The following is a 23,967-nucleotide window of genomic DNA, read 5'->3' as shown; positions in this document are numbered from 1 at the left end:
CTCCCGATGCCCATTCAGCGGAGAATCGGCCATCGCAAGAACCGCCGCCTGATCGCCGCGATCGGCGCGATCGCTGTACTGACCGCATGCGGCGCACCGACCACCAACCAGCCGGTGGCCGAGAGCACCGGCGACGTACCGGACAAGCCGTCGAAGGCGGTGACGCTGAACATCCTCGACGTGGCCGGCAACCTGCAGCTGACCCAGGGGATGATCGACGAGTTCGTCAAGCAGCACCCCGACGTCATCTCCAAGGTGACCTATTCCAAGGCGCCGGCGCCTGAGCTGGCCGGCAAGATCAAGGCCCAGCAGAACGCGAACCGCGTCGACCTCGACATCGTCCTGACCGGCACCGACGGCCTGGCCGCCGGTCGTGAGCAGGGTCTGTGGCTGGATCTGCTGCCCAAGTACGCCGATCGCGTCGCCGGGATGAAGGACTACCTGCCGCCCGCGCAGAAGATGCAGGAGCTGGCCGGCAACAGCGGCATCACCGTCACCTACTACCCGTCCGGCCCACTACTGGAGTACCTGCCGGCCAAGGTCCCGACGCCGCCCACGACGGCCGAGGAGTTGCTCGCCTACGCGAAGGCCAACAAGGGCAAGGTCATGTACGCCCGCCCGGCCAACTCCGGTCCCGGCCGCACCTTCCTGATGGGCCTGCCGTACATCCTCGGCGACAAGGACCCGAAGGACCCGATCAACGGCTGGGACAAGACCTGGGCGTACCTCGAGGAGCTCAACCAGTACGTCGACTTCTACCCGTCCGGCACCGCGGACACGATGAAGGCGCTGGCCAACGGCTCCGCGACCATCATCGCCAGTACGACGGGCTGGGACATCAACCCGCGAGTGCTCGGTACTGTGCCGAAGGAAGCCGCGATCACCCCGCTGAAGGGGTTCCACTGGGTCACCGACGCGCACTACGCCGTCGTACCGAAGGGTGTCTCGACCGACAAGCAGGCCGCGATCCTGCAACTGCTGAACTTCATGCTCACCCCGGAGCAGCAGGCGAAGGCGTACGACAAGGGCTACTTCTACCCCGGCCCGGCGATCAAGGGTGTCGAACTGGCCCAGGCACCGCAGGAGAGCAAGGACGCTATCGCCGAGTTCGGCCGCCCGGAGTACGACAAACTGATTGCCGACAATCCGACCGAGGTGCCGCTGGACGCGAAGAGCCTGGTCGCGGCCTTCGACAAGTGGGACCGCGAGGTCGGCGGCAGCAAGGTCAAGAAGTCGTGAGTGGTTTCAACCGGCTGCGGCTCGAGGGTGTTGGCCGACGGTTCGGTACGGCGGACGCCCTGGCCGGGCTGGATCTGACCATCGAGCGGGGCGAGTTCATCGCCCTGCTCGGGCCGTCCGGCTGTGGCAAGTCCACCGCGCTGAACTGCCTGGCCGGGCTGCTGCCGCTGACCGCCGGCAGCATCTGGCAGGACGACCGCCGGATCGACACGCTGCCGCCGGAGAAGCGCGGCTTCGGCATGGTCTTCCAGAACTACGCGCTCTTCCCGCATCTGACCGTCCGCGACAACATCGCCTTCGGCCTACGGATGCAGCGCCTGCCGAAGGACGAGGTACGGCGCCGGACGACCGCTGCGATCGAGATGGTCCGGCTCGAGGACCACGCCTCGAAGCTGCCCGGTCAACTGTCGGGTGGTCAACAGCAGCGTGTCGCGATCGCGCGCGCGACGGTGCTCGAGCCGTCGCTGGTGCTGATGGACGAACCGCTCAGCAACCTGGACGCCAAGCTCCGGCTGGAGATGCGCACCGAGATCCGCCGCCTGCACCAGTCGCTGGGCCTGACCACGGTGTACGTCACCCACGATCAGGAGGAAGCCCTCAGCATGGCCGATCGCCTGGTCGTCATGCGCCAGGGCCGGGTGCAGCAGATCGGCACGCCCGAGGAGGTTCACACCAAACCGTCCAGCTGGCACGTCGCCGACTTCATGGGCTACCGCAATCTGTTGCCGCTCACCGCCGGCCGGGTCAGCGGCGACGCGGTCGCCGTACCTCTCGGTGGTACGACGATCGACGGCGTACCGCAAGGTGAGGTCGCCACCGGCGACGACGTGGTCGCAGCAGTACGGCCTGAAGACGTGAAGCTGGGTAGCGAGGACATCGCCGGGCTGAAGGGCAGGGTCGAGGTCGTCGAGTACCAAGGCCGCGAATGCGCCATCGAGATCATGCTGGACGACGGCACCCGGCTGCACGCCCGCACTGAGCGCAAGACCGAAGCCGGCGAGCAGGTGTCGATCACGATCAGCCCCGGACGGCTGCTGGTGTATCCGTCCGACGGCGCCGCCGATCGTCCCGCCGCCGAGCTGGCCTCCGCAGGGCTTGCGGTATGAGCAATACCCTCAGCTGGCAGCACCGCCTGGCCGAACGTGGCGTCGACCGGAAGCTCTGGTTGTTGCTGCCGGCCACGATCTTCGTGCTGCTGCTGTTCATCTACCCGTTCCTCTACGGGCTGAGCTTGTCGTTCCAGCCGATGAACGGCGGCGGCGTGCTGGCCAACTACCAGAAATTCTTCGACGACGCCTACCAGCGCGACACGATCCTCACCACGCTGAAGATCTCCTTACCGGCCGCGCTGCTGAACGTGCTGGCAGCCGTGCCGATCGCGTTCCGGATGCGTGGGCGCTTCCGCGGCAAACGGCTGCTCACGACGCTGCTCGTCGTACCGATCACCCTCGGGACCGTGCTGACGGCACAAGGGCTGCTGAACTATCTCGGCCCGACCGGGTGGTTCAACCGGGTGCTGATGTCGCTGCACCTCATCGACGACCCGGTCCGGTTGACCAACAACTACTGGGGTGTGTTCTTCTCGCTCATCATCACCGGGTTCCCGTTCGCGTTCCTGCTGGTGCTGTCGTATCTGAGCGGGATCGACCCGACCCTCGAGCGTGCGGCCGCCACCCTCGGCGCGTCCCGGTCGCAGCGGTTCCGCCGGATCACGTTGCCATTGCTGGCGCCCGGTCTCGCGACGACGTTCCTGCTGACGTTCGTACTCGCGTTCTCGGTCTTCCCGTCGGCCGTCCTGGTCGGTAACCCGGCCGGCTCGACCCGGGTGATCTCACTCGCCGCGTATCAGGCGGCGTACGAGCAGTACGACTACGCGTACGCGTCGGCGATCGCGATGATCATGGGCGCGGTCGAGCTCGTCGTCGTGGTCATCGTCTTGCTCTGGCGGGCTCGGCTCTACACCGGATCGACGGGAGGCAAGGGATGAGCAGCCGAGCGATCAAAGCGACCCCGACCGCGTGGTTCATCTGGGCCGCGGTCATCTTCTTCTTCGTCAACCTGGCCGGTGTGGTCGGGTCGGTCCTGGTCAGCTCGTTCGGGAAGCGCTGGTTCGACACCTGGGTGCCGAGCGGTTTCACGACCCAGTGGTACGGCGATGCGTGGCGCGAGTTCGGCCTGCTCCAGGTGATCTCGGTGACCCTGCTCGCGTCGGGGCTGGTCGTCGTACTGTCGGTGCTGGTCGGGGCTCCCGCGGCGTACGTGCTGGCCCGGCAGAACTTCCCGGGGAAGCGGCTGGTGTATCTGACCTTCCTGCTGCCGATCCTGATGCCGCCGATCACGTACGGCATCCCGCTCGCGACCGTGCTCTACAAGTTCGGCTTCGCCGGGCACCTCTCCGGGGTCGTACTGGCCAACCTGGTCCCGTCGGTGCCGTTCGTGATCCTGACCATGACACCGTTCATCGAGCAGGTGGACCCGCGGATCGAGAGTGCGGCCCGGATGCTCGGTGCGAACACCCGCGCGGTATTCCTGAAGATCCTCGCGCCGCTGCTCGTGCCCGGTCTGCTGGCCTCGGCGATCCTGGTGCTGGTCCGGACGGTCGGGATGTTCGAGCTGACCTTCCTCACCGCCGGGCCGGACTCGCAGACGCTGGTGGTCGCGCTCTACTACTCGATGTCCGCGGCCGGCATCCGTGCTCAGCAGTCGGTCGACGCGATGGCCGTCATGTACACAGCCATGATGCTGGTACTGCTGGTGGTGGCATTGCGCTTCGTCAACCCCACCCAACTGGTGGCCCGTGTCAAAGAAGAACCATCCGAGTGAAAGAAGTCGTCGCTTGAGCAGCAGGCTGAGTCTCACCAACCTTCCCGTCGCCCCCGCGGTCGACCCGCGGCAGCTGTCGGTCGGCATCGTCCACCTCGGGCTGGGTGCGTTCCACCGGGCGCACCAGGCTGTGTTCACCGAGCGGGCTGCCGTGGTCAGCGGGGACACGCGGTGGGGGATCACCGGGGTGAGCCAGCGCTCGGCCACGGTTCGCGATCAGCTCGCACCTCAGGACGGTCTGTACGCCGTCCTGGAGCGCGGACTGGGCGACCCGTCGATCCAGGTGATCGGGAGCATCCGCGAGGTGCTGACCGCACCCGAGGACCCGGAGGCCGTCGTCGCGCGGATCGCGGATCCGGCGGTGTCCGTGGTGACCTTGACGGTCACGGAGAAGGGTTACCGCGCCGCCGGGGCAGGGCTCGATCTCGAGGATCCGGAGATCCAGGCCGACTTGACCGGCCGCCCGCCGCGGACCGTGGTCGGCCAGCTGGCTGCCGGGCTCGCGCGCCGGGTCGAGCCGCTGACGATCGTGTCCTGCGACAACCTGGTTGCGAACGGCCCCTTCCTGCGCACGCTGGTGGGGGAGTACTTCGAGGCCCTCGGCAAGGTGCCCGAGGTGTTCGAGGCGACCCGCTTCCCGGCCAGCATGGTGGACCGGATCGTCCCGGCGACGACCGACGCGGACCGTGCGGAGGCCGCGCGACTGCTCGGCGTACGCGACGAAGCGGTCGTGGTCGCGGAGCCGTTCCTGCAGTGGGTGATCGAGGACGACTTCGTCGGCGACCGCCCAGCCTGGGAGCGCGCCGGTGCCGTCCTCACCCAGGACGTCGCGCCGTGGGAGCAGGCCAAGCTCCGGATGCTCAACGCCACCCACTCGATGCTCGCCTACCTCGGTGCGCTCCGCGGCTACGAGACGATCGCCGAAGCGGTTCGCGACGACGAGCTCTCCACGCTCGCCCGCGCGCTGATGACCGAGGACGTCGTACCGACCCTGAACCCGCCCGACGGTTTGGACCTGGCCGAGTACGGCGCCACCGTGCTGGAGCGCTTCGCCAATCCCGCGTTGAAGCACCGTACGACGCAGGTCGCCATGGACGGCTCGGTCAAGCTGCCGGTCCGGATGCTCGGCACGGTCCGCGACCGCCTGGCCGCCGGTGCCGAGCCCCGGGTGATCTCGTTGGCCGTCGCGGCCTGGATGGTCTACGTCCTGAAGACTCCGAGCCTGGACGACCCGCAGGCCGACCGGCTGAAGGCAGCTGTCGCAGGCGCCTCCGAGCCGGCCGCTGTGGTCGACGCACTCCTGGGTGTGGACTCCGTCTTCACACCGGATTTGCGCAACTCACAGGTCCTGCGCGAACTGCTGGTCGAGCACGTCAGCGCACTAAGCTCCGGATCGTGAAGGTGCTGCCGGCATCCTGACCGGTCTGGCGCCATTCGGTCGCGCTGTACCACTGGCCGGTCTTCTGGAACCGGTCGGCGGTGAGGCTGTCGAGGATGTAGGTGTTGGCCTTCAGAGTGACCTCGCCGGTCGGGATGACGGCACCGGAGTTCTGCACCATCCCGGTCGCGGTGGTACCGCCCTTCATGGTCACCTGATTGCCGGAGACAACGATGTCGCGGAGCAGGTTCAGGCCCCACGGACCGGAACCGCGGGTGCGGGACTGGATCGAGATGCCGTTCACGTTGTTCGCGACCACGTTGTCGCGGACCTGCACGTTCGACGACGTGTTGACGTTGATCCCGCCGCCGTCCCACAGCGACGTCCCCGAGCCGCGTCCGGTACCGAGGCCGTTGCCGGTGATCGTGTTGTCCGCGATGGTGCCGTTGCGGCCGATCTCGTAGCGGATGCCGTCGGCCGCGTTGTCGATGATCTGGTTGGCGTTGAAGGTGCGGCCGTCGTCGTACGCGTCGCTCCACAGCCCGACACCGCGGTTGGCCTTGATCAGGTTGCCAGTGACCCAGCCGCCGTTGGACCAGGTGGTCTTGATCCCGCCGGACTCCCAATCGGCGATCCAGAAACCGTCGGTGTTGTTGTAGCTCACCTCGTTGCCGGAGATGGTGCCGTTCAGCGTGCTGTACTGCCCGATGCCGAGCTGACCGTTGTGATGGATCAGGTTCTTCTCCAGTACGGCGCTGTCGGCGTTGACCAGCATCGCTCCGACCGCGTGGTTCCAGCGGATGTCGTTGGCGTACACCTTCCAGCCCAGTCCGAGCTGGATCGCGCCACCCTGCGGCGGCGTGGCGAAGTGCTCGATCGTCAGGCCGCGCACGGTGACGCCGTTCGCACTCGACTGGATCGCGGTGTCGGTCTTCGACATCTCCACCGAGCGCCCGGCCGGGTCGTCACCCAGGTAGACCGCGTTCGCGGGGTAGTCGGCGTAGAAGGTGCCGGGGACAACCTTGTCGCGGGCGGCCACCCGGGTCAGGTGCTTCCCGTCCAGGAAGACCTGCTCGCGCAGGTAGCAGATGTTCGCGACGTTGTCCTCACACTGCCCGGTCTGCCTGTACGCCGGCGGGAGGGCGCCCGTGGTGACCCAGTCACCGTTGGACGCGGACCACTTGGTCAGCCGCACCGATCCGGTCAGTACGGCGCCCTGATCGCTGGCCAGCACCTGGTCGGGCTTCGGGCGGATGGTCTGGCTGATGCGATGCAGACCGGCGGCGAAGCAGAACGTGGTCCCGTTCGGCGCGTCGTCGATGATCTGGGTCGCGTCCTGACCGGGCGTGATCGTGACGCCCGTGCAGGCGGGCGCCTGCGACGGTCCGGCCTGGAGGCCGCCCGGTGCGGGCGTCGGTGGGGCCGTCGGGGTGGACGGCTGGTCGTCGGGCAGGATGCCGGGGATCAGGTCCGCGTGGTCGTCGGACAGCACCGGCGAGCCGGTCGCGGTCAGGGCCGTTCCGGCGGCGGCAAAGGTGCCGGCTGCAACGATCGCTACAACGATGCGAGAAGTCTTCACTGCGGGAGCCTCCGGGGGCACAGGTGGGTCCTGAGCGCACCCCCCATGGCGCGGCTTCGCACAGCAGACTACTACTTCAGGTAGCTATTGCAACACATTCCGGTAGGAAAAGTTGCATTCGGCATCGATCGCGGAGCGTGAGCCCGGCTTCGAACGGTGATTGCCTGGGACAATCAGTTCAGCAGGAAGCTGCCGAGCGAGTCCAGCCCCGCCTGCCGCCAGCCGTCCGCGGTCAGCTTGGTGCCGAACCGGGCGAACCGTTGTGCGCCCAGTGCGTCCAGCACGTACTTGTTGCCGCTGAAAACGACCTCGCCGGCCGGCACCTCGGCGCCGGAGTTCTTCACCATGCCGGTGCTCTGGCTGCCGTCGGTCATCTCGATCGTGTTCCCGGTGACCTGGATGTCGCGCAGCAGGTAGGTGCCCCACGGTCCGGTGCCGCGGGTCCGGGACTGGATCGTCACGCCGTTGACGTTGCCGGAGACAACGTTGTTCCGGACCGTCACGTTGGTCGAGGTGTTGATGTTGACCCCGCCGCCGTCCCACAGCGACGTCCCCGAGCCGCGGCCGGTGCCGAAGCCGTTGCCGCTGATCGTGTTGCTCTCGATCGTGCCGTTGCGGCTGATCTCGTAGCGGATCCCGTCGGCGGCGTTGCCGATGATCTTGTTGCCGCTGATCACCCGGCCGTCGTCGGCCACGTCGGCCCACATCCCGACGCCCCGGTTGGCCTTGATCAGGTTGCCGCTGACGGTGCCGGACGAGCGGGTCGACTTGATCCCGCCCGACTCCCAGTCGGCGATCCAGAAACCGTCGGTGTTGTTACCGGTGATCACGTTGCGGGCCACGGTCGCCGCGGCCGAGCTGTACTGGCCCAGGCCGAGCTGGCCGTTGTTGCGGATCAGGTTCTTCTCGACCCGGGTATTGTTCGCCTTGACCAGCATCACGCCGACGGCGTGGTTCCAGCGGACGTCGTTCGCGGTCACCTTCCAGCCCGGGCCGGAGACCAGCGCGCCGGCCTGCGGTGCGCTGGCGAAGTGCTCGATGGTGAGGCCGCGGACGATCACACCGGTCGAGCCGGACTCGATCGCGGTCTTCGTCTTCGACATCTCCACCGCGTGTCCGGCCGGGTCGCTGCCGACATAGATCGCGTTCCCGGCGTAGTCGGCGTAGAAGGTGCCGGCCTCGACCGCGGCCAGGCTCGCCACCCGGGTCAGGTGTTCGCCGTCCACGAAGACCTGCTCGCGCAGGTGGCAGATGTTCGCCTTGTTGTCCTCACACTGCCCGCTCATCCCGTACGCCGCCGGAAGCGCCCCACGCACCACCCAGGTGGCACCGGACTTGGCCCAGCCGGTCAGCGGTACGGATCCGGTCAGTACGGCGCGGTCCGCACTGGCCAGCGTGGTGTCCGCCTTCGGCCGGATCGTCTCGGTGATGCGATGCAGGCCGGCCGCGAAGCAGAACGTCGTACCGGCGGGCTTGGAGTTCACGATCGACTGGGCGTTCTGGCCGGGCTTGATCACCACGCCACTGCACGGTCCCGCGAAAGCCGGGCCGGCGTCACCTTCGTCCGCGCTCGGGACGGTCGGCGCCTTGGTGGTCGTCGGCGCGGTGGTCGGCTTCGGGGTGGTGGAGGCCGGCGTCGTGGCCGGCTTCTTCGAGGGCGCGGTCGTCGTGGTGGCCTTGGGTGGGACCGTTGCCGCCGGCGTCTTGGAGGCACGGTGCGAGGGGAGCACACCGGAGGTCGCCGGGTCGCTGAGATCGCGTGACTTCGCGACGTCTGTTGCGTTCTTCTGATTGGCGATGACCGGAAGCGCGACTGTAACAACGGCGAGCGCAGCCGCGATAAGCGCTGCGAACCACAACTTCCTCAATGCACCCTCCGGGGTGTGTGGCACACACTCGCCCGGGAAGTCCTCGGAACCAGGTGTAGCCACCGCGAGACATAAGGTAGTGCCATGCGGGTCGCCATGTTGCACAACCGTTACCGGACGGGTCAACCCAGCGGCGAGAACACCGTGGTCGCGCAAACGGTTGATTTGTTGAGTAACTCAGGACATGACGTCGACCTGTACCTGCGGAACAGCGACGATATCGCCGAGATGGGCCGGAAAGATCGCGCTCTGTTACCGTTCCGCTCCGTCTGGTCATTTTCGGCGGAACGCGATTTAACACTTCTATTGCAGGAGCAACGGCCCGATGTGGTGCATGTCCACAACACCTTCCCGCTGTTCAGCGCGTCCGTGCTGCGCGCGGCGTACCGGCTGGACCTGCCGGTGGTGGCGACGCTGCACAACTTCCGGCTGATGTGCGCCAACGCGGTCCTGCAGCGCGACGGGCGGCCGTGCGAATCCTGCGTCGGCAAGCTTCCGTTGGCCGGTGTACGGCACGGCTGCTATCGGGAGTCGCGGGTGCAGACGTTGCCGTTGGCGACCAGCATCGGCGTACACAACACGCTCCGCACCTGGCAGCGGTACGTCACCACGTTTGTCGCGCCGTCAGAGTTCGTCCGCGGGCGGTACGTCGCCCACGGCTTCGATCCGGACCAGATCGTGGTGAAACCGCACGCGGTGCCGCACTCCGGCGAAGTACGTCAGGGGCCCGGCGATGCGTTGGTGTTCCTCGGTCGGCTGGAGGAGGACAAGGGCTTCGCGGATCTGCTGCAGGCCTGGGACTCCTCGCTCGGCGAGCTGGTCGTGATCGGTGACGGTCCACTGCGTGCCGAGGCGGAGGCGCGGGCAGCGCGGGACTCGTCGATTCAGGTGAAGGGTCAACTACCGTGGGCCGAAGGGATGGAAGTCCTCCGGTCCGCGCGCGTCGCCGTCGTACCGGCGCGTTCGTATGAGACCTTCGGACTCGTGGTGGTGGAGGCTTTCGCGCACGGCGTGCCTGTGGTCGCGTCCCGGCTGGGTGCGCTGGCGGAGTTGGTGGACGACGGCGAGACCGGGGCACTGACAGAGCCCGGGGACCCCGAAAGCCTGCGGAAGGCCCTCGGGTTGGTGAGCGATCCCCTCACTTCGGTAGCCTTCGGCGAACGAGCCCGACAGGTCTACCTCGACCGCTTCACCCCGGAGCACGACTTGGTGGCCACGGAGAGGATCTATACCGATGCGATCGCCCGGCACGCGGACGGCGGCCGGACCCGCCGGGGACGCTGGGCGGGCCGTGAGCACGACGCATGACGCTGGGCGGGCTGTGAGCACACGGTATAAGGTCGGCGAGGACGTGCGGGGTCACGTGGGGGAACATCGTTTGCTGGGGGAAAGTAGCTTGTCGCGAGTCGGATTTCTGGCTGGGGTCTTCGACCTGTTCCACGTCGGGCACCTCGACGTGCTCGGACGGGCCGGCCAGGCGTGCGACCGGCTGGTGGTGGGTGTGCTGACCGACGACTGGGCGTTCGACGCCTGGGGTGCGCGGCCGTTCGTGCCGCTGGTCGAGCGGACCCAGATCCTCGAGCATCTGCGCTGTGTTGACGAGGTCGTTGTGGTGGACAACGTCCGGTCCGAGTGGCTGACCGGCGTACCGGGGGTCCAGACCGTGTTCGCTGCCAGTGGCACCGACGGCGTGCTCGGCGTCGACGAGCTCGACGGGATTCCGGCCGAGCTGGTCAGCGTCCTGCCGGCCGGCCGTGGTTCCCGCAGCCCGATCCTGCGCGCCGCGATCGACCAGCGGCAGTCGCGCAGCTCCGTGGCATGACAGTGCTATTTGCCGGGCCTTCGGCGCCGGCAGGGTCATGGGGCTTTGCCTCCCGGCCTTCCCTCGTCACTCCAGTCGCTGTGCACGTTGCCACGCCTCCGGCGCGGCGGGTCGTGGGGCTTTGGCTCCCGGCCTTCCCTCGTCACTCCGGTCGCTTCGCTCCCTCCATTCCTCAGTCCAGGCCGGGAGGCCCCACGACCGGGCTCCCTCCGCTCCTCAGTCCAGGCCGGGAGGCCCCATGACACTCCCTGTGTCAACCTCAGGCTGCAACGGGGTTGATGAGCGCCGCTGCGGCACCGTGTTTGGCGGGGTCGTAGGGGACGCCATCGTGCCAGCAGCGCCAGATGATGCGGATCCAGGCTCGGGCGAGGACGCGGACGGCGTGGGGGTGGTCTTTGCCGGATGCGCGGGCCTGGTTGTAGATGTGGGCGGCCCAGGGGCTGGCGTGGCGGCTGTTGTCGGCGAAGGTGGTCAACGCGACGCGGAAGCGTTTGTTGCAGGCCCAGCGGAAGTGCACGGCGCGGTGTTTTCCGGACTCTTTGGTGACCGGGGTGCAGCCGGCGAGTGCGGCGACGGAGTCGGGGGTCTCGTAGGCTTGGCGGCAGTCGCCCCACTCGGCGAGTATCTGGGCGGCGTTGATCTGACCCGACCTTGGCAGCGACGTGAAGATCTCGCCGTCCGGATGCTCCCCGAGGTGGGCGGTGGCCGACCGGTCGAGGTTCTTCACGGCCGTGTTGAGTGCTTTCAGGACGTCGGCCAGGGCGAGAACGGTGTCGTGCAGTGCCTCGGTCAACGCGTCGCTGCTGGTGCCGGCGGGGGCCGACCGCAGGCGTTCCAGCAGTTGGGTGGCCGGGCGGCGGCCGGAGTAGCCGTGCTTGGTCAGGAACGCCTGCATGCGCTTCTCGCCGAGGTGCTTGGCGCTGTTGGGGGTGGGGTAGCGGGTCAGGAACTCCAGGCTGATGGGCGACTCGACGTCGGCGAACACGGCCTTGGCGCCGGGCCAGTGGTCGTCCAGCAGCGCGGCGAGCTGGTTGGTGGCCGCGACGCGCATGTCGACAAGGTCGGTGCGGGTCCGCACGACGGTCCGCAGTGCGCGGGTGTCGTCGGAGTACGGCGTGGCGACGCGCAGCCGGTGCTGCCGCAACCTGAGGTACTCGGCGATCACGGCGGCGTCACCGGCGTCGGACTTCGCCCCGGACAGGACCTCGCCGTCGCGCCAGGACTTGATGGCGTTCGGCGAGACGGGCACGACCGGGTGCCCGGCCTGGAGCAGCAGATCGACCAGGCGGCCGTTGGGCCGTTCGATCCCGACCTGCACGTCACCGGGCTCCGCGAGCTTGGCCAGGCGGCGGATCAGCATGGCGATCCCGTCGGCGGTGTGGGCGATGGTGAACCGGGCGACGATCGTTCCGGCAGGGTCCATCACGCACACGGCATGGACCTCGGCGGCCCAGTCCAGCCCGGCGAACAACTGCGCGGGAGGCAACGCAACAGACAACACGACTCCTTGCGGTGGCAGCGACGACCCAGCGGCGACGAGGCCGGCACCTGGGCGGTCACTAACCGGCGCTCTACGGCGCATCTCCCTGTTGCCAGTCCGCGGCCTCAGGACAACCGGGGGCGGTGGTGTCATGGAGGCTCTCAACGAGCGACCGACCTAGACCGTCACCCCGGCTGCCGCCGAGTCCGAACAGCAAGCACCATATCGGTGCCCGCAGCAAGGATGGTGCCCTAGTGACCGGCCTCCGGGAGACCGTTGCCCAGCTCTCTCGTGCGCAGAAGCCGTCGGCGGGTACGCCGGCGTACTCGCGGTTCGTCAATCGCCGCATCGGCCGCGTGTTCGCGGCCGCCGCCTTTCTGGGTCGGCGCACGCCGAATCAGGTGAGCCTCGCGTCCGGATTCTGCTCGCTGGTGGGCATCGTGCTGATTGCGACCGTGCGGCCCTCGGTGACGCTCGCGCTGGCGGTGACCGCCCTGCTGGTGCTCGGCTACGGCCTCGACTCCGCGGACGGTCAGCTGGCCCGGCTGCGCGGTGGCGGATCGCCGTTGGGTGAGTGGCTCGACCATATGATCGACGCGGTCAAGATCGTGCTGCTGCACAGCGCCGTACTGATCTCGTTCTACCGCTTCGATGCCTTCAGCAATGAGTCGGTGCTGCTGATCCCGCTGGCCTACGTCTGCATGTCGTCGGTGCTGTTCTTCGGGCTCATCCTGATCGATCAGCTCCGCCGCCGGCACGGCGGTGGGCAGAAGCCCAACGAGCGTGGCGATTCCGTGCTCAAGTCGTTGCTGATCGCACCGACCGACTACGGCGTACTGTGCCTGGTCTTCCTCACCTTCGCCTGGCCGTCGGTGTTCGCCGTCCTGTACGGCGCGCTGCTCGCGGTCAACCTGGTGTTCCTGGCGGCCGCGATCGCCAAGTGGTACCGGGAGATGGCGCTGCTGGTGCCGGGGGTGCGCGGCTGATGGGCGTGGTCGGGTACGCACCCGGTGTGTACGACATGTTCCACATCGGTCACCTGAACATCCTGCGCCGCGCCCGGGAGCACTGCGACCACCTGATCGCGGGCGTGGTCGAGGACGACGTGGTGGCCCGGATCAAGGGCCGGCCGCCGGTGGTCCCGCACGAGGAGCGGATGGAGGTGGTCCGGGCCCTCGGCCTGGTCGACGAGGTGGTCAGCGACTGGTCCAGCGACAAGTTCGAGATGTGGAAGCAGCTCCGGTACGACGTCTTGTTCAAAGGTGACGATTGGAAGGGCACCGAGAAGGGGACAAGACTGGAGAGGCTGCTCGGGGAGGTCGGTGCGAGCGTGCATTATTTCCCGTACACGGCCTCGACCTCGAGCACGGATCTGCGCAGGTTGCTGGAGGGGATGGGCTGATGTCGACCCGGCCGAAGGTCCTGCTCAGCGCGTACGCGTGCCGGCCGAAGGGCGGGTCGGAGCCGGGTGCGGGCTGGGCCTGGGCGAAGGCTGCCGCACGCGACCACGACGTGTGGCTGCTGACCCGTGGGAAGTTCGCGCACGAGATCGCGGAGGAGCTGGCGATCCGGCCGGTTCCATCGCTGACCGTCGTACCGCTGGAACTGCCCAAGTGGGTGCTCAAGCTGCGTCGCCGGCCGGCCGACGTGTACTGGTACTACCCGCTCTGGCAGGGGCTGGCCCGGCGGACGGCGCGAGAGCTGCACGCGGAGCATTCGTTTGATGTGATTCACCATTTGACCTTCGCGGTCGACTGGATGTCCGCGGGGGTGGTGGAGGAGTCGTCCGCCAAGGTGATCTGGGGTCCGGTCGGCGGGTCGACCACGGCGCCGTTGTCGATGGCGCACTGGCTCGGGGCGCGTGGCTTGCTGGCTGAGCTGGTACGGCGTACCTACACCGGGATCCGGCGGCGGCTGACCGGGCGGAGGCTGGCCCAGCGCGCCGATCTGATGGTTGCTCAGAACAACGATGTGGCCGAGGTGTTCCGCCCGTACGCGCGGGAGATCGCGGTCCAGCCGAACGTCGCGATCCGCCGCTTCACCGCATCCGGGCCGTATGAACCGTTTGGTGCCCCGGGCATCAAGACGGCGTTGTTCGTCGGGCGGTTGATCCCGTGGAAGGGTGTGCTGCTCGGGATCAGCGCTCTCGCGCGTCCAGAGGCTGCGCACTGGGAGCTGCGGATCATCGGCGACGGTCCGGACTGGGGACGTGCCGAGCGGCTCGCGGATGAGTTGGGTGTCCGCGATCGGGTCGAGTTCATGGGCCAACTGCCGCGCGAGGACGTCCTGGCCGCGATGTTCCGCGCCGACGCGCTGCTCGCGCCGGCGTTGCGTGAGGCCGCGGGCTGGGCGGTGACGGAGGCGCTCGCCTCCGGCTGTCCGGTCGTCTGCCTGGACCGCGGCGGCCCGTCGGTCATCGTCGGCCCCGGTGAAGGCGTCGCGGTGTCCTGGCGCGGCGATGTGGTGGGCGAGCTCGCTCGCGGTCTGGCGTCCCTCCAGGGCCGCATCACCCCAGTCGACCGCTGGGGTCCCGACCGACTCCCCGACATCCTCGCCGCCTGGTACGCCCCAGCCCGCGTCTCTCACTGATTCCCAATTTGGCTGGCTGACCCGTCGGATTGTGGGTTTGGCACCCGGATTCAGGGTGGCAAACCCTGTAGACGGTGGGTCAACCAGCCAAATGCGGTCAGTCGCGGGCGGTTTTGCCGGGGAGGGCGAGCATGCGGTCGAGGGCGAGCTTGGCGTACTTCTCGGTGTCGGCGTCGACCTTGATCGGGTTGACGACGTGGCCGGCGACCAGGTTCTCCAGCGCCCAGACGAAGTGCGGCAGGTCGATCCGGTTCATGGTGGCGCAGTAGCAGACCGTCTTGTCGAGGAAGACGATGTTCTTGTCGGTGTGCTGCTTGGCCAGCCGCTGGACCAGGTTGAGCTCGGTGCCGACGGCCCACGACGTACCGGGCTCGGCCGCCTCGAGGGTCTGGATGATGTACTCCGTCGAGCCGACCAGGTCCGCCTTGGTGACGACCTCGTGCTGGCACTCGGGGTGGACGATCACGTTGACACCGGGGACCCGCGCCCGGACGTCGTCGACCGAGGCGGCGGTGAAGCGGCCGTGCACCGAGCAGTGCCCGCGCCACAGGATCATCTTCGCGGCCGCGAGCTGCTCGCGGGTGAGCCCGCCGCCCGGCTTGTGCGGGTCGTAGACGACGCAGTCGTCCAGGCTCAGGCCCATCTTCAGTACGGCGGTGTTGCGGCCCAGGTGCTGGTCGGGCAGGAACAACACCTTCTCGCCCTGCTGGAAGGCCCATTCGAGCGCGGTGTCCGCGTTGCTCGACGTACAGACGGCGCCGCCGTTGCGGCCGCAGAACGCCTTGATGTCGGCGCTGGAGTTCATGTACGTGACCGGCACGGTCACGTCGGCGACGCCCGCGTCGGCGAGCGCGTCCCAGGCCGCCTCGACCTGCTGGATCCGGGCCATGTCCGCCATCGAGCAACCGGCCGCGAGGTCGGGCAGGATCACCGTCTGCTGCTCGTTCGTCAGGATGTCGGCCGACTCGGCCATGAAGTGCACACCACAGAAGACGATGTACGGCGCGTCCGGCCGGGCCGCGGCGTCACGGGCCAGCTTGAACGAGTCACCGGTGACATCGGCGAACTGGATCACTTCGTCGCGCTGGTAGTGGTGACCGAGTACGAACACCTGGTCGCCGAGCGCCGCCTTCGCCTTGAGTGCCCGCTCGACCAGATCCGGGTCGGAGGCCGGCGGCAGCGCGCCCGGGCACTCGACGCCCCGCTCCGAGTGAGGGTCGGTGTTCTGTCCCAGGAACAGCAGAGGAAGAGCCTTCGGGCCATCCGCAGTAGTCGTCACGTCAAACATCGTGCCACGTCGCGCCCCTTGCGCTGCGTGGTAGACGTCACTGCTCAGACTGTGAAATCGCTACCCTCCGAGAGTGAAGATCGCAGGACTGCTCCTGGCCGCCGGCGCCGGCCACCGCATGGGCGCCCCCAAAGCCCTCATCCGCGACCCGGAGGGTGTCTCGTGGGCGGCCCGCACGGCGCGCGTGCTGGGTGAGGCTGGGTGCTCCCCGGTGCTTGCCGTGATCGGCGCCTCCGCCGACCAGGTGGCGGCTGAACTGGATGACTCGGTCGAACTGGTCGAGGCAACCGACTGGCAGGAGGGGATGGGCGCGTCCCTCCGAGCCGGGCTGACAGCGCTCCAGCGCCTCGCCGATCCGCAGCGCGGCCCGGCCGCGACTCACCACCCCGCGCTCTCCGTGGTGCCACCCGTACCTCTCCCCAGCGCGGCGCTCATCGTGCCTGTTGATGTTCCCGGTCTCACCGCCGATGTCGTCCGGCGCCTAGCGGCCCAGGCCGACCGGTCGGCCCTGGTTCGGGCCGTCTACCACGGGACTCCGGGGCACCCCGTCGTACTCGGTCGTGACCATTGGGACGGGGTGATTGCTACCTCGGTCGGGGACCAGGGCGCTCGGGTTTACCTCAAGCAGCATCCGCCGGTGGAGGTCGAGTGTGGCGACCTCGCCGATGGGGTGGATGTGGACACGGTCGAGGGATTGCCGGAGGGGCATCGGCTCGGCTGAGCCTTGGCAACGTCGGCGCGTCGGGTAATGCTGTGCAGATGAAGTCCGTCGGCTCCGCCGCAGAGCTCGCTGACCGTCTGCGCGGTACCGGGTATCTCGCGGACGACGGCTTGGCCACGGTCGGCTACCTCGCGCTCGCCCTGCACCGCCCGCTGCTGCTCGAGGGCGAACCAGGCACCGGCAAGACCTCACTCGCCGCCGCTATCGCCGAAGCGCTCGGCGTCCAGCTGATCCGGCTGCAGTGCTACGAGGGCATCGACTCGACTCAAGCCCTCTACGACTGGGACTTCCCGCGCCAGATCCTGCATCTGCGCACCGTCGAGGCGACCCGAGCCGACCCGGACGTCGAAACCACCAACGCTGCCCTCGAAGAGGTCGAGAAGTCTCTGTTCGACGAGCGGTTCCTGCTCGCCCGTCCGGTGTTGCGAGCGCTTCGGGAGAGTCCCGCCGTACTACTGGTGGACGAGATCGACCGGGCCGACGACGAGTTCGAGGCGTTCCTGCTCGAGGTGCTGTCGACCCACGAGGTGACGATCCCGGAGCTCGGCACGATCACCGCCGAGGTCCCGCCGATCGTCGTACTCACCTCCAACCGGACCCGCGAGGTCCACGACGCGCTGAAGCGTCGCTGCCTCTACCACTGGATCGACCACCCCGGTCTGGCCCGTGAGGTCGAGATCGTGCGCACCCGGCTGCCAGAGGTGTCGCAGCGGCTCGCCGAACAGGTGGCGCGCTCGGTGCAGCGGATGCGCGACATGGACCTGCTCAAGCCGCCGGGCGTCGCGGAGACCCTCGACTGGGCGCGTGCGCTCGACGCACTGGGCACGGAAACGCTCGATATCGAGGCGGCGGCCGCGACGCTGGGGGCGGTGCTCAAGTACCGGGAAGACACGGACCGGGTGCGTGAGTCGCTGGACCGGTTGCTGGCGAGCTGAGGCGACCATGACCGCTCCAGACCTCGCCTTGGCCGGTTTCGCATCGGCACTCCGGCACGCGGGCCTGGCCGTCACCGCCGATCGCGTCCACCTTTTCCTCCGAGCTGTCGCCGCGCTGGACGCTGCTGTCGCCGCCGACGTCTACTGGGCCGGCCGCGCCGCGCTGTGCAGCGGGCCGGACGACACTGCGCGGTACGACGAGGTGTTCGCCGCCTGGTTCTCCGGTGAACGGTCGGGCCGGGCTGTTCGCCGTACGCCGACGTCGACGACGGTGCAGGCAGCCCTCGATGTCGACGAGGCCGCTGACGGTGAGGACAGCGACCGCTCGCTCAACGTCTCCGCGAGTACGACGGAAGTCCTGCGCCACCGCGACGTCGCCGAACTGTCCGCAAGCGACCGGGCCGAGCTGGCCAGGCTCTTCGGCACACTCCGCCCCCGGAGCCCGGTCCGGCGCGCCGCCCGGCGCCGCCCGTCGCACCGAGGCGACATCGACCCGCGGCGGACGTTGCGCGCCCAGTTGCGCCAGGTCGGCGAGCCCGGCCGAGTCCTCTACCGCCGACGCGGCACCAGGCCCCGTCGCGTCGTACTGCTCGTCGATGTGTCCGGCTCGATGCGCCCGTACGCCGACAGTCTGCTGCGACTGGCTCACACGCTCGTCCTGGCTGCACCGCGGTCGGTGGAGGTCTTCACCATGGGCACTCGGCTGACCCGGGTCACACCGGCACTGCGCCACCGCGACCCCGAGTTTGCGTTGCGGCTCGCTGGCGACGTCGTACCGGACTGGTCGGGCGGAACACGACTCGGTGAGGTGCTGAAGGTGTTCCTGGATCGCTGGGGTCAGCGCGGTACTGCGCGGCGGGCGGTCGTGGTCGTGTGCAGTGACGGGTGGGAGCGCGGGGACGCGTCGCTGCTCGGTGCCCAGTTGGAGCGGCTGGCGGGTCTGGCACACCGGGTGGTCTGGCTGAACCCGCATCGTGGCAAGCCTGGGTACATGCCGGTGCAGGCCGGGATCGTCGCCGTACTGCCGCACCTGGACGACCTGGTCGCGGGACACAGCCTGGCCAGCTTTGCGGATCTTCTGAAGGTGGTAGCCGATGCGTGACGTGCTCGAGCGGTTGGTGGAGTGGTGGCGCGCGGGGGAGTCGGTTGCCGTGGGCACCGTTGTGGCGACGTTCGAGTCGGCGCCGCGGCCGCCTGGCGCGGTGATGCTGGTCGGACCCGACGGCGAGGCGGTCGGCAGCGTCTCGGGTGGCTGCGTCGAGGGCGCGGTCTACCAACTCGGTGAGGAGATCCTGGAGTCCGGTGAGCCGGTGCTGCAACGGTACGGCGTGAGCGACGAGTCGGCCTTCGCGGTCGGCCTCACCTGCGGCGGCATCATCGATATCTTCGTCGAGCGCGTCGACAGAACGTCGTACCCCTGGCTGGACGAGGTGGCAGCCGACATCGACGCTGGCCGACCGGTCGCGGTCGCAACTGTGGTTGCCCATCCGGACTCGGCCCGACTCGGCCGCCGGCTGGTGGTGCGTCCAGTCGACGAGGCCGTGGCGGGCGCGCCGTCGATGGGTACGCCGTCGGATGCGCCGTCGGCGGGTGGGGCTGGTGGGACCTCGGCGGGGACGGTGGGGAGTCTGGGGTCGGAGCGGGCTGATGATGCGGTGGCTGACGATGCGCGGGGGCTGTTGGCGGCGGGGCGGACGGAGACGTTGGAGTACGGGCCGGACGGGCAGCGGCGTGGTGAGGGGATGCGGGTATTCGTGTCGTCGTACGCACCGGTGCCGCGGCTGTTGGTCTTCGGCGCGATCGACTTCGCGGCGGCGGTGGCGAAGCTCGGCGCGTTCCTCGGTTATCGGGTGACGGTGTGCGATGCGCGCGGGGTGTTCGCAACGGCCTCGCGGTTCCCGTCGGCGGATGAGGTCGTTGTCGACTGGCCGCATCGGTATCTCTCGGCTGAGGCCGCGGCTGGGCGGATCGACGGGCGGACGGTGATCTGCGTGCTCACGCACGACCCCAAGTTCGACGTACCGCTCCTGGAGGTCGCGCTGCGTCTGCCGGAACTCGGCTACATCGGCGCGATGGGCTCCCGCCGTACCCACGACGACCGGCTGAAGCGCCTCCGCGAAGCCGGCCTCACGGAGACCGAGATCGCCCGCTTGGCCAGCCCGATCGGCCTCGACCTCGGCGCCCGGACTCCCGAAGAGACCGCGGTCAGCATCGCCGCCGAAATCATCGCCCTCCGCTGGGGCGGCGCCGGCACCCGCCTCACAACCCACCCCGGCCCCATCCACCACTGACCACCCCGCCACCCCTCACCCCGACCACGGGCCCGGCGCATGCACCCGTCCCGCACGTCTCGGCGGGACGGGCCCGGCACCGGCAGCACCAGCCTCGGCCATCCATCCACGTCGCCAGCGCCCACTCCATCCCTGGCTGGCACTGGCCAGGTGTTTGGCAGTGGTCCGATCTCTTGTGGTGGAGATCACACGAGAGCAGGATCGGGTCCAGGTGGGTGCCTACTTCTGGAGGCGGGGCGATGACCCGGATCACGGTGCAAGTCGACGGAAGCAGCTACACGGACGACGTGGAGCCGCGCACGCTGCTGGTGCATTACCTGCGCGAGCAGCTGGGAAAGACAGGGACAGTGGTCGGATGCGACACCGGGAACTGCGGTGTGTGCACGGTCCACCTCGACGGGCGAAGTGTGAAGTCGTGCTCGCTGTTCGCGGTCCAGGCCGACGGGCACGAGGTCACCACGATCGAGGGCCTCGCGACCAACGGGCAGTTGCACCCGATGCAGCAGGCCTTCCACGAGAACCACGCCTTGCAGTGCGGCTACTGCACGCCCGGCATGATCATGCAATCGCTGGATCTGCTGGCCGACAACCCGAACCCGACCGAGGAGGAGATCCGGCTCGGGCTCGAGGGCAACCTCTGCCGCTGCACCGGCTACCAGAACATCGTGCGTGCGGTTCAGGCTGCGGCCGCCGGAGGTGCGCAATGACCGCCACCGAGGAACGCCCGGTCGCCGAGATCGGCAATCCCCGTCGGCGCAAGGAGGACGCCCGGCTGATCACCGGCCGGACCCGCTGGACCGACAACGTCGTACTGCCCGGCATGCTGCACCTCGCGATGGTTCGCAGCCCCTTCGCCCACGCGCGGGTCACCGGTGTCGACACCGAGTCCGCACGAGCGGCTTCCGGCGTGGTCACCGTACTGACCGGCGCCGATCTCGCCGATGAGCAAGGCGGGCTGCCGTTCGCCTGGACGGCTACGCCTGAACAGGTGCAGCCGGACCACCCGTCCATCGCCGTCGACACGGTGAACTTCGCCGGCGAGATCGTCGCCGTCGTGGTGGCCCGGAGCGCGGCCGAGGCGTGCGATGCGGCCGACCTGGTCGACGTGGACTACGAGGAGCTTCCGGCCGCGCTCGACCTGAAGGCGGCCGCCGCCGACGAGGTGCTCGCGCATCCCGGTCTCGGCACCAACGTGTCGGCCACCTTCGTCTACGACTCGGCCGAGGCCGGCCACGGCGGCGAGGTCGAGACCGCGATCGCGGCAGCGCGCGACGACGGCATCGTGATCGAGCGCGAGTTCCGCCAGCAGCGGCTGATCCCGTCGTTCATGGAGCCGCGGTCGATCGTGGTCGACCCCACCAGCGAACAGCTCACGGTGTGGGACTCGACCCAGGTTCCGCACTTCGTGAAGATCTTCATCTCGCTGGTTCTCGGCATCCCGGAGCACAAGATCCGCGTGATCGCTCCCGACGTCGGCGGCGGATTCGGCGGCAAGCTGCAGTTCACGCCGGAGGAAGTGCTCACGGTGATCGCGGCCCGCCGTACCGGAAAGCCCTGTAAATACAGCGAAACCAGGTCGGAGTCGCTGATGGCGGCCCACCACGGCCGCGACCAGTGGCAGAAGGTCACCCTCGCTGCTGACCGCGACGGCAACGTCACCGGTCTCAAGGTCGATCTGCTCGCCAACATGGGCGCGTACCTCGGGCTCGTCTCGGCCGGCGTCCCGATCCTCGGGGCCCTGATGTACAACGGCATCTACAAGTTCCCGGCGTACCGGCTGAGCTGCACCAACGTCTTCACCAACCTGACCTGGACGGACGCCTACCGCGGCGCCGGGCGGCCGGAGGCGACGTTCGTGGTCGAGCGGATGATGGACGAACTCGCCGCGCAGCTCGGCGTCGACCCGCTCGAGGTCCGCGAACGGAACTGGATCAAGCACAACGAGTTCCCGTTCCCGACCGTGACCGGGCTGCGTTACGACTCCGGCAACTACGAGGCCGCGACTGCCAAGGCCAAGGAGCTCTTCGGGTACGACGACCTGCGCGCCGAACAACTGAAGCGGCGCGAGTCCGGCGACCCGGTCCAGCTCGGCATCGGCGTCTCGACGTACACCGAGATGTGCGGGCTGGCGCCGTCGCGCTGGCTCGGCTCGATGGGGTACGTCGGTGGCGGTTGGGAACACGCGTCGATCCGGATGTTGCCGACCGGCAAAGTCGAGGTGATCACCGGGACGAGCCCGCACGGCCAGGGGCACGAGACGGCGTGGAGTCAGCTGGTCGCCGATCGGCTGGGCGTCGCCTTCGAGGACGTGGAAGTGCTGCACGGCGACACGCAGGTCGCCGGGCGCGGACTGGACACGTACGGCTCGCGGTCGCTCGCGGTCGGCGGGATGGCCGTGCTTGCCGCGGCCGACAAGGTGATCGAGAAGGCGAAGCCGATCGCGGCCCAGCTGCTCGAGGCCAACGCGGACGACCTCGACTTCAGCGGCGGCCGGTTCGGCGTGCGTGGCACCGAGTCGGGGATGACGCTGGGGGAGTTGGCGTTCGCGGTGTTCCAGGGGCACAAGCTCGACGGCGGTGCGGAGCGGTCGCTCGATGCGGACGCGACGTTGGAGCCGGACGACTTCTCGTTCCCGCACGGTACTCACCTTTGCGCGGTCGAGGTCGACACGGAGACCGGTGCCACGACGATCCGGTCGTACGTGAGCGTTGACGACGTTGGGATTGTCGTCAATCCACTGATCGTCGAGGGCCAGGTGCACGGCGGTATCGCGCAGGGCATCGCGCAGGCGCTGTTCGAGGAAGCGGTGCACGACGAGACCGGCACCTTGATCACCGGGTCGTTCGTCGACTATCTGGTCCCGTCGTCGGCCGATCTGCCGTCGATCGAGACCGCACGCACCGAGACCCCGGCGACGACGAACCAGTTGGGGGTGAAGGGCGTCGGCGAGGCGGGCACGATCGCGTCGACTCCGGCCGTGGTGAACGCGGTGATCGACGCGGTTCGCCATCTCGGTGTGTCGGACGTGCCGATGCCATGTACGCCGTACCGGGTCTGGAAAGCCTTGCAGGGAGGTGCGGAGTCATGATTCCCGCGGCCTTTGAGTACTTCACACCGACGTCGGTCGACGAGGCGGTGGCGTTGCTGCGCGAACACTCCGACGCCAAGGTGCTGGCCGGCGGTCAGAGCCTGATGCCCGTGCTGCGGTTGCGCTTGGCCGCGCCGGAGTCGATTGTCGACATTGGGAAGATCGACGATTTGCGCGGCGTCCGCGACGACGGGGACGCGCTGGTGATCGGTGCGATGACATCGCACAGCACGGTCCAGTCAGATCCGCTGGTCGGCGAGCACGCCCGGCTGATTTCGTTGGCCACGGCAACGATCGGGGATCCGCAGGTGCGACACCGCGGGACGTTCGGCGGTTCGCTGGCCCATGCCGATCCGGCCGGCGACCTGCCGGCGGTCGCGGTCGCGTTGGACGCGTCGTTCGTGATCGCCGGCGCGGAAGGCCGTCGTACCGTTGCCGCCGGCGACTTCTTCCAGGGCGTGTTCAGTACGGCGCTCGCCGAGGACGAACTGCTGGTCGAGGTACGGGTGCCGAAGTACACCGGCTGGGGAGCGCACTACGAGAAGTTCAACCGGGTCGCGCAGCAGTGGTCGATCGTCGCCGTCGCAGCCGCGGTCCGGCTGGACGGGGACTCGATCGCCGAGGCGCGGGTCGGGCTGACCAACATGGGCTCGACGCCGATCCGGGCGACCGCGGTCGAGGACCTGCTGATCGGCCGGCCGGCGACCGCCGAAGCCGTCCGCGAGGCCGCCGCCCGGGCAGCCGACGGGACGTCTCCGGTGACCGACCTCAACGGTGACGCCGAGTACCGGCGGCACCTGGCGTCGGTCCTGACCCGGCGCGCTGTGCTGGCCGCGGCAGGTACTGGATGAGATCTGCGGAAGGTA

At 68.6% G+C, this 23,967-nt stretch carries 22 protein-coding genes; 18 read left to right on the top strand and 4 right to left on the bottom strand.

Annotation, left to right across the window (positions count from 1 at the left end; all coding sequences use genetic code 11):
• Positions 1-6 precede the first annotated feature (6 nt).
• The 5 genes from EV652_RS01050 to EV652_RS01030 are packed head-to-tail and all read left to right on the top strand — an operon-like array spanning position 7 to position 5,461.
• Positions 7-1,239 (top strand): ABC transporter substrate-binding protein, encoded by a 1,233-nt coding sequence (locus EV652_RS01050; protein ID WP_132207040.1) that lies wholly within the window; start codon positions 7-9, stop codon positions 1,237-1,239.
• Entirely contained in the window at positions 1,236-2,345 is a 1,110-nt protein-coding gene (locus EV652_RS01045) for an ABC transporter ATP-binding protein (protein WP_132207039.1), read from the top strand. The genes EV652_RS01050 and EV652_RS01045 overlap by 4 nt, the downstream gene beginning before the upstream one ends.
• A complete protein-coding gene (locus EV652_RS01040) occupies positions 2,342-3,226 on the top strand; it encodes an ABC transporter permease (protein ID WP_132207038.1) in 885 nt (294 codons plus the stop codon). The genes EV652_RS01045 and EV652_RS01040 overlap by 4 nt, the downstream gene beginning before the upstream one ends.
• Complete coding sequence (locus EV652_RS01035) at positions 3,223-4,062, top strand: ABC transporter permease (RefSeq protein WP_132207037.1); 840 nt, start codon at positions 3,223-3,225, stop codon at positions 4,060-4,062. Before EV652_RS01040 ends, EV652_RS01035 begins: the two co-directional genes overlap by 4 nt.
• A 13-nt stretch (positions 4,063-4,075) precedes the next feature.
• Positions 4,076-5,461 (top strand): mannitol dehydrogenase family protein, encoded by a 1,386-nt coding sequence (locus EV652_RS01030; RefSeq protein WP_242001481.1) that lies wholly within the window; start codon positions 4,076-4,078, stop codon positions 5,459-5,461.
• Here EV652_RS01030 and EV652_RS01025 read toward each other — a convergent pair.
• Both EV652_RS01025 and EV652_RS01020 read right to left on the bottom strand, forming a co-directional pair.
• Positions 5,436-7,019 carry a right-handed parallel beta-helix repeat-containing protein gene (locus tag EV652_RS01025; protein WP_242001480.1) on the bottom strand — a complete coding sequence of 528 codons (1,584 nt, stop codon included), beginning with the start codon at positions 7,017-7,019 and terminating at the stop codon, positions 5,436-5,438. The two genes, EV652_RS01030 and EV652_RS01025, sit on opposite strands and share 26 nt — an antisense overlap.
• Before the next feature lie 173 nt (positions 7,020-7,192).
• Positions 7,193-8,539 (bottom strand): right-handed parallel beta-helix repeat-containing protein, encoded by a 1,347-nt coding sequence (locus EV652_RS01020; protein WP_242001479.1) that lies wholly within the window; start codon positions 8,537-8,539, stop codon positions 7,193-7,195.
• Here EV652_RS01020 and EV652_RS45035 point away from each other — a divergent pair.
• The 3 genes from EV652_RS45035 to EV652_RS01010 all read left to right on the top strand — a co-directional run bounded on the left by EV652_RS45035 (position 8,529) and on the right by EV652_RS01010 (position 10,709).
• Positions 8,529-8,810, top strand: a complete 282-nt coding sequence (locus EV652_RS45035) for a hypothetical protein (protein WP_242001478.1) — start codon at positions 8,529-8,531, stop codon at positions 8,808-8,810. The two genes, EV652_RS01020 and EV652_RS45035, sit on opposite strands and share 11 nt — an antisense overlap.
• A gap of 161 nt (positions 8,811-8,971) precedes the next feature.
• A complete protein-coding gene (locus EV652_RS01015) occupies positions 8,972-10,195 on the top strand; it encodes a glycosyltransferase (protein ID WP_132207035.1) in 1,224 nt (407 codons plus the stop codon).
• Between the two features lie 88 nt (positions 10,196-10,283).
• Entirely contained in the window at positions 10,284-10,709 is a 426-nt protein-coding gene (locus EV652_RS01010; RefSeq protein ID WP_242001477.1) for an adenylyltransferase/cytidyltransferase family protein, read from the top strand.
• Between the two features lie 259 nt (positions 10,710-10,968).
• On the opposite strand, the gene EV652_RS01005 is transcribed toward EV652_RS01010, so the two are convergent.
• On the bottom strand, positions 10,969-12,207 hold the full coding sequence (locus EV652_RS01005; protein WP_132207034.1) for an IS110 family RNA-guided transposase: 1,239 nt from the start codon (positions 12,205-12,207) through the stop codon (positions 10,969-10,971).
• 236 nt (positions 12,208-12,443) lie between these two features.
• On the opposite strand from EV652_RS01005, the gene EV652_RS01000 reads away from it, so the two are divergent.
• Genes EV652_RS01000 through EV652_RS00990 form a run of 3 tightly spaced genes read left to right on the top strand, consistent with a single transcriptional unit; the run spans position 12,444 to position 14,778 of the window.
• Entirely contained in the window at positions 12,444-13,175 is a 732-nt protein-coding gene (locus EV652_RS01000) for a CDP-alcohol phosphatidyltransferase family protein (RefSeq protein WP_132207033.1), read from the top strand.
• Positions 13,175-13,591: an FAD synthase family protein gene (locus EV652_RS00995; protein ID WP_132207032.1), complete on the top strand. Its 417-nt coding sequence runs from the start codon at positions 13,175-13,177 to the stop codon at positions 13,589-13,591. The genes EV652_RS01000 and EV652_RS00995 overlap by 1 nt, the downstream gene beginning before the upstream one ends.
• Positions 13,591-14,778: a glycosyltransferase family 4 protein gene (locus EV652_RS00990; RefSeq protein ID WP_132207031.1), complete on the top strand. Its 1,188-nt coding sequence runs from the start codon at positions 13,591-13,593 to the stop codon at positions 14,776-14,778. The genes EV652_RS00995 and EV652_RS00990 overlap by 1 nt, the downstream gene beginning before the upstream one ends.
• A gap of 97 nt (positions 14,779-14,875) precedes the next feature.
• On the opposite strand, the gene nadA is transcribed toward EV652_RS00990, so the two are convergent.
• A complete protein-coding gene (gene nadA, locus EV652_RS00985; RefSeq protein WP_206752077.1) occupies positions 14,876-16,066 on the bottom strand; it encodes a quinolinate synthase NadA in 1,191 nt (396 codons plus the stop codon).
• Between the two features lie 73 nt (positions 16,067-16,139).
• Between nadA and EV652_RS00980 the strand changes: the two genes are divergently transcribed.
• The 7 genes from EV652_RS00980 to EV652_RS00950 all read left to right on the top strand — a co-directional run bounded on the left by EV652_RS00980 (position 16,140) and on the right by EV652_RS00950 (position 23,952).
• Positions 16,140-16,787 carry a nucleotidyltransferase family protein gene (locus EV652_RS00980; RefSeq protein WP_132207029.1) on the top strand — a complete coding sequence of 216 codons (648 nt, stop codon included), beginning with the start codon at positions 16,140-16,142 and terminating at the stop codon, positions 16,785-16,787.
• Between the two features lie 38 nt (positions 16,788-16,825).
• Positions 16,826-17,722, top strand: coding sequence for an AAA family ATPase (locus EV652_RS00975; protein ID WP_132207028.1), 897 nt, complete (start codon positions 16,826-16,828; stop codon positions 17,720-17,722).
• A 7-nt stretch (positions 17,723-17,729) separates the two neighbouring features.
• Entirely contained in the window at positions 17,730-18,824 is a 1,095-nt protein-coding gene (locus tag EV652_RS00970; protein ID WP_132207027.1) for a vWA domain-containing protein, read from the top strand.
• The gene (locus EV652_RS00965; protein ID WP_132207026.1) at positions 18,817-20,013 is read left to right on the top strand and encodes an XdhC family protein; all 1,197 of its coding nucleotides are present in this window, start codon (positions 18,817-18,819) and stop codon (positions 20,011-20,013) included. The genes EV652_RS00970 and EV652_RS00965 overlap by 8 nt, the downstream gene beginning before the upstream one ends.
• A 239-nt stretch (positions 20,014-20,252) precedes the next feature.
• Positions 20,253-20,720, top strand: coding sequence for a (2Fe-2S)-binding protein (locus EV652_RS00960; RefSeq protein ID WP_132207025.1), 468 nt, complete (start codon positions 20,253-20,255; stop codon positions 20,718-20,720).
• Positions 20,717-23,101, top strand: a complete 2,385-nt coding sequence (locus EV652_RS00955) for a xanthine dehydrogenase family protein molybdopterin-binding subunit (protein ID WP_132207024.1) — start codon at positions 20,717-20,719, stop codon at positions 23,099-23,101. The genes EV652_RS00960 and EV652_RS00955 overlap by 4 nt, the downstream gene beginning before the upstream one ends.
• Positions 23,098-23,952, top strand: coding sequence for an FAD binding domain-containing protein (locus EV652_RS00950; RefSeq protein ID WP_132207023.1), 855 nt, complete (start codon positions 23,098-23,100; stop codon positions 23,950-23,952). Before EV652_RS00955 ends, EV652_RS00950 begins: the two co-directional genes overlap by 4 nt.
• Positions 23,953-23,967 lie beyond the last annotated feature (15 nt).

Origin of the sequence: Kribbella steppae, from assembly GCF_004342025.1 — a bacterium.
GTDB lineage: Bacteria > Actinomycetota > Actinomycetes > Propionibacteriales > Kribbellaceae > Kribbella > Kribbella steppae.
The sequence above is the reverse complement of the archived record's forward strand: the minus strand, read 5'-3'. Positions and strand labels throughout refer to the sequence as shown.

What these genes read in the sequence shown, in the direction of transcription:
- EV652_RS01050 (WP_132207040.1), top strand. Translation starts at nt 7, where the DNA reads ATGCCCATTCAGCGGAGAATCGGCCATCGCAAGAACCGCCGCCTGATC.
- EV652_RS01040 (WP_132207038.1), top strand. Translation starts at nt 2,342, where the DNA reads ATGAGCAATACCCTCAGCTGGCAGCACCGCCTGGCCGAACGTGGCGTC.
- EV652_RS01035 (WP_132207037.1), top strand. Translation starts at nt 3,223, where the DNA reads ATGAGCAGCCGAGCGATCAAAGCGACCCCGACCGCGTGGTTCATCTGG.
- EV652_RS01015 (WP_132207035.1), top strand. Translation starts at nt 8,972, where the DNA reads ATGCGGGTCGCCATGTTGCACAACCGTTACCGGACGGGTCAACCCAGC.
- EV652_RS00995 (WP_132207032.1), top strand. Translation starts at nt 13,175, where the DNA reads ATGGGCGTGGTCGGGTACGCACCCGGTGTGTACGACATGTTCCACATC.
- EV652_RS00990 (WP_132207031.1), top strand. Translation starts at nt 13,591, where the DNA reads ATGTCGACCCGGCCGAAGGTCCTGCTCAGCGCGTACGCGTGCCGGCCG.
- nadA (WP_206752077.1), bottom strand. Translation starts at nt 16,066, where the DNA reads ATGTTTGACGTGACGACTACTGCGGATGGCCCGAAGGCTCTTCCTCTG.
- EV652_RS00975 (WP_132207028.1), top strand. Translation starts at nt 16,826, where the DNA reads ATGAAGTCCGTCGGCTCCGCCGCAGAGCTCGCTGACCGTCTGCGCGGT.
- EV652_RS00970 (WP_132207027.1), top strand. Translation starts at nt 17,730, where the DNA reads ATGACCGCTCCAGACCTCGCCTTGGCCGGTTTCGCATCGGCACTCCGG.
- EV652_RS00965 (WP_132207026.1), top strand. Translation starts at nt 18,817, where the DNA reads ATGCGTGACGTGCTCGAGCGGTTGGTGGAGTGGTGGCGCGCGGGGGAG.
- EV652_RS00960 (WP_132207025.1), top strand. Translation starts at nt 20,253, where the DNA reads ATGACCCGGATCACGGTGCAAGTCGACGGAAGCAGCTACACGGACGAC.
- EV652_RS00955 (WP_132207024.1), top strand. Translation starts at nt 20,717, where the DNA reads ATGACCGCCACCGAGGAACGCCCGGTCGCCGAGATCGGCAATCCCCGT.
- EV652_RS00950 (WP_132207023.1), top strand. Translation starts at nt 23,098, where the DNA reads ATGATTCCCGCGGCCTTTGAGTACTTCACACCGACGTCGGTCGACGAG.